Origin of the sequence: Streptomyces sp. NPDC001380 (assembly GCF_042895785.1) — a bacterium.
Lineage (GTDB): Bacteria > Actinomycetota > Actinomycetes > Streptomycetales > Streptomycetaceae > Peterkaempfera.
In genome coordinates, this window is sequence record NZ_JBIAWP010000018.1 from 33,996 (window position 1) to 47,863 (window position 13,868).

Sequence of the window (13,868 nt, forward strand, 5' to 3'; positions counted from 1 at the left end):
CTGGCCGACGGGCGGCGGTGACGGGACGGGCGGGCCGGACGGGGCAGCCGCCGGGCCGGACGGCCGGGGGTGCCGGCCCCGGGGGCGGCACGGCCCCGCGGGGACGCGGCGGGATCAGACCGCCCCGGCCCCCGTGAGGGAGCGGACCTCCAGTTCGGCGTAGCGGTCGGGATCGGCGGGGGTGCGGGAGGTGACGGTGCCGAGCCATCCGGCCAGGAAGCCGAGCGGGATGGAGACCACACCCGGGTTCTCCAGCGGGAAACAGTGGAAGTCGACGGCGGTGACGAGGGCGTCCGGCCCGCCGGAGACGACCGGGGAGAAGACCACCAGGAGGACCGCGGGGAGCAGTCCGCCGTAGACGGCCCAGACCGCGCCGCGGCTCGTGAAGCGGCGCCAGAAGAGGGTGTAGAGCAGGGTGGGGAGGTTGGCGGAGGCCGCCACGGCGAAGGCGAGCCCGACCAGGAAGGCGACGTTCTGCCGCTGCGCGGAGAGGCTCAGGGCGATCGCGAGGGCGCCGACCACCACGGCGGCGAGCCGCGCCACGGACACCTCCTGACGCTCGGTCACCTGCTTTCCGTCCGGTCGGCGCAGGGCGCGGGCGTAGATGTCGTGGGCGAAGGACGCGGACGAGGCGAGCGTGAGCCCGGCGACCACGGCGAGGATGGTGGCGAAGGCGATCGCGGAGATCACCGCGAAGAGCACGAGCCCGGCGGTGCCGTCCCCGCCGCCGGTCGCCTCCAGCGCGAGCAGCGGCGCGGCGGTGTTCCCCGCCGGGTTGTCGGCGCGCACGGCGGCGGAGCCGACGAGCGCGGCGGCTCCCAGGCCCAGCACGATGGCCATGAGGTAGAAGCAGCCCACCAGGCCGATGGTCCAGACCGTGGAGCGGCGGGCGGCCCGGGCGGTGGGGACGGTGTAGAAGCGGGCCAGGATGTGGGGCAGGCCGGCGGTGCCGAGGACGAGGGCGAGGCCGAGGCTGATGAAGTCCAGGCGGCTGGTGGCGGTGGCGCCGTAGCGGAGGCCGGGCCGGAGGTACGCGTCGCCCGCGCCGCTGCCGCGGGCGGCGGCGCGCATCAGCTCGGCGGGGTCGCCGTGGAACCGGACCAGGACCAGCACCGTGAGCACGGCGGTGCCGCAGAGCAGCAGGACGGCCTTGACGATCTGGATCCAGGTGGTGGCCTTCATGCCGCCGACGGTGACGTACACCACCATCAGGGCGCCCACGCCGACGATGGTCCAACTGCGGGCCGGGCCGTCGCCGGTGCCGAGCAGCAGCGAGACGAGGCTGCCCGCGCCGACCATCTGGGCGACCAGGTAGAGCAGGGTGACGACCAGGCCGGCGCTGCCGCTCGCGGCACGCACCCGGCGCTCCCGCATCCGGACGGCGAGGACGTCGGCGAGCGTGTACCGGCCGCAGTTGCGGACCAGTTCGGCGACCAGCATCAGCACGACGAGCCAGGCGACCAGGAAGCCGATGCTGTAGAGCAGGCCGTCGTAGCCGTAGAGCGCGATGAGCCCGGTGATGCCGAGGAAGGAGGCCGCGGAGAGGTAGTCGCCGGCGAGGGCGAATCCGTTCTGCAGCGGACTGAAGGCACGGCCGCCGACGTAGAAGTCCTCCGCGGCGCGCGTGCGGCGGCCGGCCCACAGGGTGATGGCCAGCGTCACCAGGACGACGCCGGCGAAGAGCGCGGTGGCCAGGCCGTGGTGCTGGGCGGCCGGGCCTGCCGCGAGTACGGTGCGGCCGCTCACCGCAGCCGGTCCTGGGTGTCCCAGCGCAGGCCGAGCGCGGCGCGGTCGCGGGTGGCGCGGGCGTTGCGCCCGTACAGCCAGGTGAGCAGGAAGGTGGAGGCGAACTGGAGCAGCCCCAGCAGCCAGGCCAGGTTGAGCGGGCCGGCGACCTGGCGGCGCATCAGGCCCGGCGCGGTGGTCGCGGCGACGAGGAAGAGCAGGTACCAGAGCAGGAAGAGCACCGACACGGGGAGGACGAAGCCGCGGTAGCCGCGGCGGATCTGCCGGAACGCCTCGCTCTGCTGCACTCCGCGGTACACCTCGGCCGGTGCGGGCCGCCACGCCTCCTCGGCACCGGCCGGGACACCGGCGGGCCGTGTGTCCGGGCCCTGCACGTCGACGCCCTCCACGTCGACGTCCTGCACAGCGGCGTGCCGCACGTCGGCGTGCCCCGCCCCGGCGGTCCCGGCCCGGGCCCCGCCCGACGCGGCGGACCGTCGGCCGGGCCCGCCGCCCCGCGGCGCGGCCTGGGCGCCCGGCGGGCCCGCCGGGCCCGCTGGTGCCTGCTGTCTCGACGGAGTGCTCAACGGTCTGCTCCTGGAGTGGGGCGCGCCGCGGACGGCGGACGCGGTGTCCCTCCCAGGGTGGCCGTCCGGGCGTGCCCGCGCCGTCCGCAGCAGGCATCTTCACCCCATCCGGTGAAGGGCCGGTGACGACGGGTCAGGAGCGGCGGGTCAGGAGCGGCGGGAGAGGCCGCGCCGGTGGGCGTAGCCCACCGCCTGGGCGCGGCTGCGCACCCCGCTCGTGGCGACGAGGTTGCTGATGTGCGTCCTCACCGTGGCCACGCCGACGAAGAGCTCCGCCGCGATCTCCGCGACGGAGAGGCCGTCGGCGAGCGGCGCAGGCCAGAGGCGGCGGGCGCGGCGGACCGGCCGGGGCCGGAACTGCCGGACGGGGACCAGGGCCGTCGCCGCGGCGACGGCGAGTCCGGGGACGGTGCTGCCGCTCATCGGACCTCTCCGTGTCGGGTGCTGCGACGCGGACGACGCTACGGGCGGGCGCGGCGGGGCGCCTCGGAGCGGCGGCGGAGGTCCGGGTGGAGAGCGGGAGCGGCGGCCCTCCACCCGCGGGTGGAGGGCCGCCGGCGGCAGCGCGGGCCCGGGCGTCCGGACGCCACGGCCGCCCCGGGCGGTCAGGCGTACCGGGGGGTCAGGCGTCCCGGGCGGTCAGGTGTCTCAGGCGTCGATGCGGGAGCGGTCCAGGGTGGCGGCGGAGTCCACGATGAACTCCTTGCGGGGGGCGACGTCGTTGCCCATCAGCAGGTCGAAGACCCGCTCCGCGGCCTCCAGGTCGCCGAGGTTGATCCGGCGCAGCGTGCGGTGGCGCGGGTCCAGGGTGGTCTCCGCGAGCTGGTCGGCGTCCATCTCGCCGAGGCCCTTGTACCGCTGGACGGGCTCCTTCCACCGCTTGCCCTTGCGCTGCAGCTCCAGGAGCAGGGAGCGCAGTTCGCTGTCGGAGTAGGTGTAGAGGTACTTCTCCTGGCCGCGGCCGGGGTTGGTGAGCTCGATCCGGTGCAGCGGGGGGACGGCGGCGAAGACCCGGCCGGCCTCGACCATGGGCCGCATGTAGCGCTGGAAGAGGGTCAGCAGCAGGCAGCGGATGTGCGCGCCGTCGACGTCGGCGTCCGCCAGCAGGACGATCTTGCCGTAGCGGGCCTGGTCGATGTCGAAGGTCCGGCCCGAGCCCGCCCCTATCACCTGGATGATCGAGGCGCACTCGGCGTTCTTGAGCATGTCCGCCACGGACGCCTTCTGGACGTTCAGGATCTTGCCGCGGATCGGCAGCAGCGCCTGGAACTCGGAGTTGCGGGCGAGCTTGGCGGTGCCGAGCGCCGAGTCGCCCTCGACGATGAAGAGCTCGCTGCGCTCCACGTCGTCGCTGCGGCAGTCGGCGAGCTTGGCGGGCAGCGACGAGGTCTCCAGCGCGGTCTTGCGGCGCTGGGCCTCCTTGTGCTGGCGGGCCGCGACGCGGGTCCGGGCGGCGGCGACCACCTTCTCCATCACGGAGCGGGCCTGCTGCTTGTCGTCCCGCCTGGTGGAGGTGAGGAAGGCCTTGAGCTCCTTGGCGACCACCGCGGCGACGATGCGGGAGGCCGCCGAGGTGCCCAGGACCTCCTTGGTCTGGCCCTCGAACTGGGGCTCGGCAAGGCGCACGGTGACCACGGCGGTGAGGCCCTCGGTGGCGTCGTCCTTGGTGACGTCGTCCTCGGCGACGCGCAGCAGCTTCGCGGAGCGCAGCACCTCGTTGAGGGTGCGGGTGAGGGCGCGCTCGAAGCCGGCGACGTGGGTGCCGCCCTTGGGGGTGGCGATGATGTTGACGAAGGAGCGCAGGGTGGTGTCGTAGCCGGTGCCCCAGCGCAGCGCGATGTCGACGCCGAGGTCGCGGGTGACCTCGGTGGGGGTCATGTGGCCGCGGTCGTCGAGGACGGGGACGGTCTCCTTGAAGGTGCCGGCACCGGTGAGGCGGAGCACGTCGCTGACGGCCTTGTCGGGCGCGAGGAACTCGCAGAACTCGCCGATGCCGCCGTCGTAGTGGAAGACCTGCTCGTCGACGGTGTCCGTGTCGAGGAGCCGCTCGTCGCGGACGACGATGGTCAGGCCGGGGACGAGGAATGCGGTCTGGCGGGCGCGGTTGTGCAGGTTCTCCAGCGAGAGCCGGGCGTCCTTGAGGAAGATCTGGCGGTCGGCCCAGTAGCGGATGCGGGTCCCCGTGCGGGTGCGGGGCACCTTGCGGACCTTGGCCAGGCCGCTGCCGGGCTCGAAGGGGGCGTCGGGCGAGAGCTCGGTGAAGAGGCCGGGGGTGCCGCGGCGGAAGCTGACCGCGTGCGTGTGGCCGCCGCGGTCGACCTCGACGTCGAGGCGGGCGGAGAGGGCGTTGACGACCGAGGCGCCGACGCCGTGCAGGCCGCCGGAGGCCGCGTAGGAGCCGCCGCCGAACTTGCCGCCGGCGTGGAGCTTGGTCATGACGACCTCGACGCCGGACAGGCCGGTCTTGGGCTCGACGTCGACCGGGATGCCGCGGCCGTTGTCCCGGACCTCGACGGAGCCGTCCTCGTGGAGCAGGACCTCGATGCGGTCGCAGTGGCCGCCGAGTGCCTCGTCGACGGAGTTGTCGATGATCTCCCACAGGCAGTGCATCAGGCCGCGGCTGTCGGTCGAGCCGATGTACATGCCGGGCCGCTTGCGGACGGCTTCGAGCCCTTCGAGGACGAGCAGGTGCCGCGCGGTGTAGTTGGAGCCGTCGTCGCCGGCGAGCAGGGCGGTCGGCACGGTCGTTTCGGCGGTCACGCGGTGCTACTCCTCGATCCGTCTGGGTGATGATGCGGCCTTGGCAGGGGTGCGGGGGCTGTACGCGCTGCGCGAACACGGACTTGAGGATGCGTCCGCCCGGAACGCGCCGCAGGGCACCGTCGCGCACCGCCGCCGGGGCCAGCCTAGGGGGGCCGCCCCGCTGAGGTGCAGGCTACCGGTGCGGGGGCGGGGGCTTATGCTCCCACCCGGGTGCGTTCTATGCTACGCGCACCTCGGACAGCAGTTCGATAACACGTTCGAGTGATAGACACGTCACGGGCGCCGGGACGCATGAACCCTCCGCGGCCGGGGCACGTCCTCACCAACACAACGGAATCCCCCAGACGGCAAGCAGGCGAACCGGCGGCGAAGAGGCCGCCACCGTACGCCGCCACCGGTCAGCCGACCGGGACCGGCCCCGATCCGCCCACAGTGATCAGAAGGTTGCAGAAAGAAAAGCTGTGAGCGGGAACGAATTCGGCCTGGTTGGATGTTGACCCTGGTACGACAGCTCGTCGAGCTAGAGAAGAGGCGACGTGACCACTGTTCTGACCCCCGCGAGCCCGCTCACCGCGGCTGACCGTTGCGACCGTTGCGGCGCCCAGGCTTACCTGCGCGTCGTGCTGGCCAGTGGCGGCGAGCTGCTCTTCTGCGCCCACCACGGGCGGAAGTTCGAGCCGGAGCTCAAGAAGATCGCCGTGGAGATACAGGACGAGACCGGTCGACTCTCCGCGACCTCCGCCACGGCCTCCACCGAGGAGCGCTGACACGAGCGACACTCCACCGACGAGCTGAGGCCGGCAGGACCGGCAGCCGGGCGGCGGACCGAGGAGGTCCGCCGCCCGGTTTTCGCATTCCCGGGCATGACGACACCTCACTCGGGGTGAAATGACGCACACTCAGGGTGTGCGGTCGGGATGGAACGCGCCTCAGAGGTGGCCGCGGACCTCGTCGGCGAGCGCGCCCAGGCGGGTGTAGACGCCCGGGTGGCCCGACTCGGCGCAGCCGGTGCCCCAGGAGACGAGCCCCACCAGCTGCCCGTGGACCACGAGGGGGCCGCCGCTGTCCCCCTGGCAGGCGTCGCGCCCTCCGGAGGGCGCCCCCGCGCAGAGCATGGTCGAGCCGTCGAAGCGCCCGTTCGGACCGCCGGGGTAGTCGTCCGCGCACACGGCGTCGTCGAGGACCGTCACCTCCACGGCATGCAGCCGCGCCGCGTAGCGCCCGGCACCTGTCGTGTCGCCCCAGCCGAACACCGTGGCCCCGGTACCCGGCCGGTAGGGGTTCCGGTCGCCCTGCGCCACCAGGGGCAGGGTCGGGCGGCCCTCCTGGGGCTCCGCGAGGGTCACCACGGCGACATCACGCGTGTTGGCCTCGAAGGAGTACTCCGGGTCGATCCACACGCCACGCACCGCCACCTCCGTGCCCGCGCCGCCGGTGATGTCGGTCCGGCCGACGATCACGCGGAGCCCGGGCCGGTTCGCCCGGATGCCGGTCGACTCGTCGTAGAAGCAGTGCGCCGCGGTCACCACCTTGGTCGGCGTCACCAGGGCACCGCCGCAGAACTGGCCGGAGCGGGTGGAGCCGAACTGCAGCCGGCTGGCGAGGGCCACGACCCAGGGGTGCTGCTCGGTGGAGTCCGGCGATCCCCCCACGATGCGCCGCTCGGCGTGGGCCTCCTGCGCGGTGCCGCCGGCGCCGGTCGCGGCCGCCAGCGGGATGAGGGCCAGCAGGGCCAGGGCGGCGCCTCGGCGCGGTGGTTCGGCGGCACGCGCCCGACGGATGGCCAGCACCGGTGTCCTCCTGGGGGGTATCTGCGACAGACAACCGACCTAGCGTAAGAGAACGATGACTCTCCGTGCCCGGAACGGGCTGCGGAACAACCCTTCCGAGGGACGGCACGCCGCGGGGCCCGGAGCATCCGCTGCTCCGGGCCCCGGGAAAGAGGCCTCGCCGTCCCGCCTGCCGCCCGCCGCCCGCGGGAGCGCGCTCTGCGGGGATGCGCCTCCGTGCACGGACACCGTCGACGGGCGGCCCCGTGCGCGGACGGCCCTGCGGGGGCGCGCCGCACAAACGCCGCCGGCCCGCGGGGGCGCACCCCGGGGCCGGCGGCACCGGCAGGGATCAGTCCAGGTAGTCGCGCAGCACCTGGGAACGGGAGGGGTGGCGCAGCTTCGACATGGTCTTGGACTCGATCTGGCGGATGCGCTCACGGGTGACCCCGTAGACCTTGCCGATCTCGTCCAGCGTCTTCGGCTGGCCGTCGGTGAGGCCGAACCGCATGGAGACCACACCGGCCTCGCGCTCGCTGAGGGTGTCCAGCACGGAGTGCAGCTGCTCCTGAAGGAGGGTGAAGCTGACCGCGTCGGCGGGGACGACCGCCTCGGAGTCCTCGATCAGGTCGCCGAACTCGCTGTCGCCGTCCTCGCCCAGGGGGGTGTGGAGCGAGATGGGCTCCCGGCCGTACTTCTGGACCTCGATGACCTTCTCCGGGGTCATGTCGAGCTCCTTGGCCAGCTCCTCCGGGGTGGGCTCACGGCCCAGGTCCTGGAGCATCTGGCGCTGCACGCGGGCGAGCTTGTTGATGACCTCGACCATGTGGACCGGGATGCGGATGGTCCGCGCCTGGTCGGCCATGGCGCGGGTGATCGCCTGCCGGATCCACCAGGTGGCGTAGGTGGAGAACTTGTAGCCCTTGGTGTAGTCGAACTTCTCGACCGCACGGATCAGACCGAGGTTGCCCTCCTGGATCAGGTCCAGGAAGAGCATGCCGCGACCGGTGTAGCGCTTGGCCAGCGAGACGACCAGCCGGAGGTTGGCCTCCAGCAGGTGGTTCTTGGCGCGGCGGCCGTCCTCGGCGATGATCTCCAGCTCGCGCTTGAGCTTCGGCGCGAGCTTGTCCCCGTTGCCGAGCTTGTCCTCGGCGAAGAGGCCCGCCTCGATCCGCTTGGCGAGCTCCACCTCCTGCTCGGCGTTGAGCAGCGGGACCTTGCCGATCTGCTTGAGGTAGTCCTTGACCGGGTCGGCGGTGGCGCCGGCCGCGGCGACCTGCTGCGCGGGGGCGTCGTCCTCGTCCTCGTCGGAGAGCACGAAGCCCTCGGACTCCTCCTCGGGACCGGCGGGCTCACCCTCGGCCTTGGCGCCGGGCAGCGCGGTGTCCTCGACCAGCTCCTCGTCACCGAGGGCGTCGTCGCCCTTCTTGCCCGCCTTGGCGGCGGTCTTCTTCGCCGCCGTCTTCTTCGCGGGGACGGCCTTCTTGACCGCGGCCTTCCTCGCGGGCGCGGCCTTCCTCGCGGCCGAGGCGGCCGGGGCTGCGACCTCGTCGACGGAGTCGTCCGCGTCGGCGACGGCGACGAGCGGGGCGGCCGCGACAGCTGCGGCCGTGCGGGCCGCGACGGGACGCACCGGGACGGACTGCGGGGCGGCCGCGGTGCGCGTGGTGACCGTCTTGGTGGCAGTGCGCTTCGCGGTGCTCTTGGCAGCAACGCTCTTCCGGGTGCGCTTGGAGGCGGACGGGTCCGCCGCGCTCACCATCAGGTCCACCCCCTCCTCGATGAGGACCTGGTTGAGGCTGCGCATGACGTTCTTCCACTTGGTGACCGGGATCTGGTCCGCCTCGAAGGCCTGACGCACGTCGTCACCGGCGATCTGCCCCTGGGCCTTGCCCCGCTCGATGAGCGCCATGAGAGCGGCGGACTCGGCGATCTCGGGTGGGAGCGAACGGGATGTGCTGGCCGACACGAACAACCTCTCGGACGTGAGTGGACGGGAAGCCGGCTCCGTCCCCCCGCCGATGAGGGCAGGAGGAGTACCGGTGCGCGGCAGGTGCGCGGACGGTGCGGGTCGGGTTCGGGCTTCACGGCTGGGCTTGCGGGACAGGAGCAGCGCCGCAGGGCAACACAGCATTCTGACATGCCGCCCTTATTCCGGAGCTGCTTCCACCTCCGTACACATCGCTGCGCAGACTCAAGTGTTACGCATGCCCTCCGTGGTGCGGGTCACACTGCCCCGACGCAGTCCGGTCGGCATCCGCACGGAGCTCGGCGGCGCGCGGGGGGCGCATGTCCGGGGCCGCAGTGCCGCAGGGGCGCCGCCGGCCCGGCACGCGCTCCGGCCGGACGGCCCGCCGGCGCCCCCGGCCGCCCTTCTCGGGCCGCCCCGGCGGCGGGCACGGCCGCCCGGGGATCCGGCGACCGCCAGGGCCGTGCCGACCGTCCCGGCCGGCACGCCGGAGGCACCTGCCCTTCCCGGGGCACGCCGACAACGGGAGGGCGCACCGTGGCGGCGGCAGGGCATGGAGGAGGCGGAGGGCGGCAAGGAAGAGAGGAGACGGAGGACGCGGGCCCGGCGGGTCCGCCCGACGGCGTGGCCGCGCCGGTCGCCGCGCGCCGCTCCGCCGTGGACCGGCCACCGGGTCTGGTCCACACCCCCTCGACCCCTCCGGGCTTCCCGCGGGACCCGCGCGGCACCTGGCGCACCTGAGGATCCGCGCGGCGCGCCGGACGCCGCCCGTGCGGGCCCCGGGCGGACGGCGGTCGGCGGGCGGCGGACGGCGGTCGGCGGGCGGCGGCGGCCACGCTGTCGGGCGGACCCGGCGCAGTCAGTGCTCGCGGGGCCCGGGGACGACGTGCTCGACGTCGGAGAGGACGAGGTCGGGGTGGACGGTGAGGAGGGACCGCATCGCCGCCTCGGCGGCGGTGCCGTCACCGGCGCCGAGCGCGTCGAGCAGGCGGACGTGCAGCAGGGCGGACGCCTCGGAGGGGCGTTCGCACGCGGTGGCGGGGCCGCCGCTGATCTGCAGGGCCGAGGCGACGATGCCGGAGAGGTGCTCCAGCATCCGGTTGCCGGCGAGCTGCAGCACCAGGGCGTGGAACTCGGCGTCGGCGCGGGCGAAGGTCACGGGGTCGGCCTGCGCGGCGGCGTGGCCCATGATCTCGGCCATGTCGGCGAGCCGCTGCTGGACGTCCTCGTGGCCGTGGCCCGCGGCAAGGCGGGCGGCCAGCGGCTCGATGGCCCAGCGGAGCTCGAAGAGCTCGCGGCGCTGGTCGTCGCGCTGGGGGCCGAAGGCCCGCCACTCGATGATGTCGGGGTCGAGGAGGTTCCAGTCGCTGACCGGCCGGACGCGGGTGCCGACGTTGGGGCGGGCACTGACCAGGCCCTTGGCCTCCAGCACGCGCAGCGACTCGCGGACGACGGTGCGGGAGACCTCGAACCGCTGCCCGATCTCCTCGGGCACCAGGGGGCGGTCGGCGCCCAGGTCTCCGGCGACGATCATCTGGCCCAGCTGCTGCACCAGCTGGCCGTGCAGGCCGCGGCCGCGGCTGCTGGTGGTCTTGCGGCCGATCCTGGCGAGGTCGCCCTCCGCGCCCTCCCAGCGGGGGGCCGGCGGCACCGGCCGTTCGGACAGTGCGTAGCGGTCCAGCTCGTCGGCGGCCGGGACTCCCGACTCGACGGAACGGTTGGGGTTCATGGTGGGGTGCGCAAGGGTACTCACAGGTCCTTTGTCGGCGACAGCCGCCTGCGACTTGAGAGCTTTCGTGAAAAGCACACGAAAGGGTGATCGCCCATCAGTCGACAATTGACTTTCTATCAGGACCCAACACTCATTGGCGTCGCAAGCGGATCGATTCGCCCTTCACATGGTCCGTCGCCGCAGCTGGAACGCCGTCCAGACCGCGAGCAGCACCACCGCGGACAGGCCCGCCGCGACGCAGGACGCGGGCAGGGGTGCGGTGAGGCCCGTGCCGTGTCCGCCGCGGCGCAGCAGAGCAGTCGCGGGATCCCGGAGGACCACGGGCAGGACGGCGAGCACCGGCAGTGCCGACAGCCCGGCCGCGGCGCCGCGCAGCAGGCCGGCCGCGAGCAGGCACGTCCACCCCGCCCCCACGGCCAGCGCGGCCGAACCGGGCAGTGCCGCGAGGAGTCCGCCCGGCCGGGGCGGCACGGCCCACCCCAGGCCGCCGGGGGCCGCAGCGCGGAACACGGCCGCGTCCACCAGCGCGGTGGCCGCCGTCAGGCCGACGGCCACGACCGCCACGGCGAGCAGTTTCGCGGCGAGGAGCCGAAGCCGCCGCCCGACGGGGACGAGGGATGCGGAGAGCGCGGGATTCCTGAGCTCGTGGCCGTACGACAGGGCGCCGAGCACGCCCGATCCAAGGGCGGCGAGGGGGAACGCCGACCGAGGGGGCGCCGCGGTGAGCCGACGGGCCGCCTGCGCTGCGGAAACCGCCCCGACGGGGTCACGTCGGCAGGCCACGGCGGCGAACACGGCTGCTGCAACCACCGTGGTGGCCAGGACGAGCCAGGTGGAGCGGAGGCCGGCCAGCCGCCGCGCCTCGTAGGTCAGGGTGTGCACGCGGTCACTCGCTCCAGGGGCGCGGGCCGGCCTGCGGCTCGGACGGGGGCGGAACAGGCGGGGCGGAGACGGACGGGAGGGGCGGGGGCAGGGCGGCCCGCTCCTCCGTCGGCTCCCGGTGCGGGGGCCGGACGGCACCGCCGCGGAACGGCGCTGCGGGGAACGGCGCTGCGGAGTCCGGGGGCAGCGGACGGTCCTCACGCGGGGGGCCCACCACGGTCGCCGCGACCGCCGCGCCCGGGGAGAGGACGATGACGGTCTCCTCCGGGTCGGGGACCGGCATCAGGGGCCGTCCCTGAGCGTCGCGGAGGCGGACGTCCCCTGCCGGCCAGGCGGAGGCGGAACCCTGCCCGACGGCGGTGGCGGCGGCCGCGGCCGCGGGAACGGGAGCGGCAACGGGAACAGGAGGGGCAACAGGAGCGGGAGGGGGAATGGGAACGGGAGGGGAGCCCGCGGCGACAGGGCCCGCGGCGGCGGCGGTCCCCGGGGCGGACGCGACGGGTAGCTTCACGGCGGAGGAGCGCGTGGCACCGGCGCGGACGGTGCCGGGAAGACCGCCGTGGCCGGCCTGGCGCACGGGGCGCGGGGAGACCCGGTCCGCGAGTTCGTGCAGCAGGACACCGTTGCGGTAGGCGATCTCGCCGATCTCGGTACGGCCCATGCCGGCCACGGCGATGGCGGTGCCGCTCTCCGGCCGCACCTCGGCGCCGCGGGCCAGCAGCAGGTCGGCGAGCCGTCCGACCTGCGGACCGCGGACGGTGACCTCCCTGCGGACCCGGGTGTCCACGAAGTCGCACACGGACTGGTCGGCCACCTGCCGGCCGCCGTCCAGAGTCACCACCCGGTCGGCGGCCAGGGCGGCCTCCTCGGGATCGCGGCAGGTGAGCAGGACCGTGCCCCCGGACGCTGCAAAAGCGCGCAGGAAGGCGTGGTACCAGGCCGCGTTGCGCTCCGACAGGCCATCGGTGGGCGCGTCCAGGAGCAGGACGAAGGGGTCGCCGAGCAGGGCGGCCGCGAGGGAGAGCAGGCGCCCCGTCGCCGGGGAGAAGGTTCGCAGGCGGTGGTCGGCCACCGGGCCGAGCCGGGTCTGCTCCAGCAGCAGGTCGGCGCGCCCGGCGGGTACGCCCAGTGCGGCCGCCAGCATCCTGAGGTGGCCGCGTGCGGTGCGGCCGGGGGCGCCGGAGTGGCCGGTCCTCGGACGTGCCTGCAGCACCACGCCGACCTCGCGCTCGGGACGGCGCAGGACCCGGTACGGGCGCCCGCCGAACAGGGCCGCGCCCCGGCCGCGTTCGAGGCCCAGCATCAGCCGGACGGCGGTGGACTTGCCGGAGCCGCCGGATCCGAGCAGGGCGGTGACCGTGCCGGGACGGGCGTCGAGGGTGAGGTCGAGCAGGGCGGGGGCGCGGCCGCGCCGATAGGTCTTGGTCAGCCCGGTGGCGTGGATCATCGGTGGCTCCCACTCGTGCGCCCGGGACCCGCCACCGCTCCGCCGGGCGGCTCCGCGGCGGCCTCGGGGGGCCCGGGTCAGCACGATAGAACGGGCCGCGTGCCATTCCGGGCATTGCCGGGGCGCCGCCGGGCACCCGGCGGCCGGGCCCACCCGATCGGGCGACGCCGGGGGACGGTTGACCGGTTCGCCTAGGCTTCCGGGCGCAGCATCGGGGGGTTGAGCACGGTGGCCCCGCCCGCTCTGAACAGCTGTGCCGGGCGGCCTCCCTGACGGGTCGTCGTCCCGCCGGACGGCACCAGGAAGCCGGGGGTCCCGGTGACCTTGCGGTGGAAGTTGCGCGGGTCGAGAGCCACGCCCCAGACCGACTCGTACACCCGGCGCAGCTCGCCGACGGTGAACTCCGGGGGGCAGAAGGCGGTTGCCAGCGAGGAGTACTCGATCTTCGACCGGGCGCGCTCGACCCCGTCGGCGAGGATCGCGGCGTGGTCGAAGGCCAGCGGCACGCCGCCTTCCGCACCGTTGCCGAGCAGTTCGCCCACCGGGGCCCAGCGGGCGCTGCGGGCGTCGCCCCCGGGGCGGGGGGCGGGCAGGTCCGGGGCGAGGGCGAGGTGGGCCACGCTCACCACCCGCATCCGCGGATCGCGCTGCGGGTGACCGTACGTGGCGAGCTGCTCCAGGTGGGCACCGGCGCCCTGGGCGTGGCCGCCCCGTGCACGCTCGCCCCGCGCGAGGTCGGCGGGGGCTTCGGCCTGGGTGTGGTTGGCCTGGGCCCGCAGTCCCGTCTCCTCGGCCAGCTCCCGGGCCGCAGCCTCGCCGAGCCCCTCGTCGGGCCGCACGAACCCGCCGGGCAGCGCCCAGTAGCCCTGGAAGGGCGGCTCCCCCCGGCGGACCACGAGCGCGCACAGGGCGTGCTCGCGCACGGTGAGCACCACGAGGTCGACCGTGACGGCGAACGGGGGGAAGGCCGACGGATCGTAACGCGACATGGGGC

The 13,868-nt window shown here is 74.5% G+C and carries 11 protein-coding genes; 1 reads left to right on the plus strand and 10 read right to left on the minus strand.

Going from position 1 to position 13,868, the window contains the following annotated elements; translation table 11 throughout:
* Nucleotides 1–114: 114 nt before the first annotated feature.
* The 4 genes from ACFY07_RS21255 to ACFY07_RS21270 all read right to left on the minus strand — a co-directional run bounded on the left by ACFY07_RS21255 (nt 115) and on the right by ACFY07_RS21270 (nt 5,072).
* Complete coding sequence (locus ACFY07_RS21255) at nt 115–1,746, minus strand: cation acetate symporter (RefSeq protein WP_390870566.1); 1,632 nt, start codon at nt 1,744–1,746, stop codon at nt 115–117.
* Entirely contained in the window at nt 1,743–2,165 is a 423-nt protein-coding gene (locus ACFY07_RS21260; protein WP_390870567.1) for a DUF485 domain-containing protein, read from the minus strand. The genes ACFY07_RS21255 and ACFY07_RS21260 overlap by 4 nt, the downstream gene beginning before the upstream one ends.
* Nucleotides 2,166–2,459: 294 nt before the next feature.
* Nucleotides 2,460–2,735, minus strand: a complete 276-nt coding sequence (locus ACFY07_RS21265; protein WP_390870569.1) for a response regulator transcription factor — start codon at nt 2,733–2,735, stop codon at nt 2,460–2,462.
* Between the two features lie 225 nt (nt 2,736–2,960).
* Nucleotides 2,961–5,072: a type IIA DNA topoisomerase subunit B gene (locus ACFY07_RS21270; RefSeq protein ID WP_390870571.1), complete on the minus strand. Its 2,112-nt coding sequence runs from the start codon at nt 5,070–5,072 to the stop codon at nt 2,961–2,963.
* A gap of 539 nt (nt 5,073–5,611) precedes the next feature.
* On the opposite strand from ACFY07_RS21270, the gene ACFY07_RS21275 reads away from it, so the two are divergent.
* Entirely contained in the window at nt 5,612–5,842 is a 231-nt protein-coding gene (locus ACFY07_RS21275) for a hypothetical protein (RefSeq protein ID WP_230654470.1), read from the plus strand.
* A gap of 162 nt (nt 5,843–6,004) precedes the next feature.
* Here the strand turns inward: ACFY07_RS21275 and ACFY07_RS21280 are convergent, their stop codons facing one another.
* From ACFY07_RS21280 to ACFY07_RS21305, 6 genes are all read right to left on the minus strand, one after another.
* Nucleotides 6,005–6,865, minus strand: coding sequence for a S1 family peptidase (locus tag ACFY07_RS21280; protein ID WP_390870573.1), 861 nt, complete (start codon nt 6,863–6,865; stop codon nt 6,005–6,007).
* Nucleotides 6,866–7,196: 331 nt separating this feature from the next.
* Nucleotides 7,197–8,819: an RNA polymerase sigma factor gene (locus ACFY07_RS21285; RefSeq protein WP_390870575.1), complete on the minus strand. Its 1,623-nt coding sequence runs from the start codon at nt 8,817–8,819 to the stop codon at nt 7,197–7,199.
* Nucleotides 8,820–9,672: 853 nt separating this feature from the next.
* Entirely contained in the window at nt 9,673–10,620 is a 948-nt protein-coding gene (locus ACFY07_RS21290) for a FadR/GntR family transcriptional regulator (RefSeq protein WP_308188956.1), read from the minus strand.
* 87 nt (nt 10,621–10,707) lie between these two features.
* Nucleotides 10,708–11,427, minus strand: coding sequence for a hypothetical protein (locus tag ACFY07_RS21295; protein ID WP_390870577.1), 720 nt, complete (start codon nt 11,425–11,427; stop codon nt 10,708–10,710).
* Between the two features lie 4 nt (nt 11,428–11,431).
* The gene (locus tag ACFY07_RS21300) at nt 11,432–12,874 is read right to left on the minus strand and encodes an ATP-binding cassette domain-containing protein (protein WP_390870579.1); all 1,443 of its coding nucleotides are present in this window, start codon (nt 12,872–12,874) and stop codon (nt 11,432–11,434) included.
* A 191-nt stretch (nt 12,875–13,065) separates the two neighbouring features.
* Nucleotides 13,066–13,863: an NUDIX domain-containing protein gene (locus tag ACFY07_RS21305; protein ID WP_390870581.1), complete on the minus strand. Its 798-nt coding sequence runs from the start codon at nt 13,861–13,863 to the stop codon at nt 13,066–13,068.
* Nucleotides 13,864–13,868 lie beyond the last annotated feature (5 nt).

Coding starts and splice junctions, on each gene's coding strand:
- ACFY07_RS21265 (WP_390870569.1), bottom strand. CDS start 2,735: ATGAGCGGCAGCACCGTCCCCGGACTCGCCGTCGCCGCGGCGACGGCC.
- ACFY07_RS21300 (WP_390870579.1), bottom strand. CDS start 12,874: ATGATCCACGCCACCGGGCTGACCAAGACCTATCGGCGCGGCCGCGCC.
- ACFY07_RS21305 (WP_390870581.1), bottom strand. CDS start 13,863: ATGTCGCGTTACGATCCGTCGGCCTTCCCCCCGTTCGCCGTCACGGTC.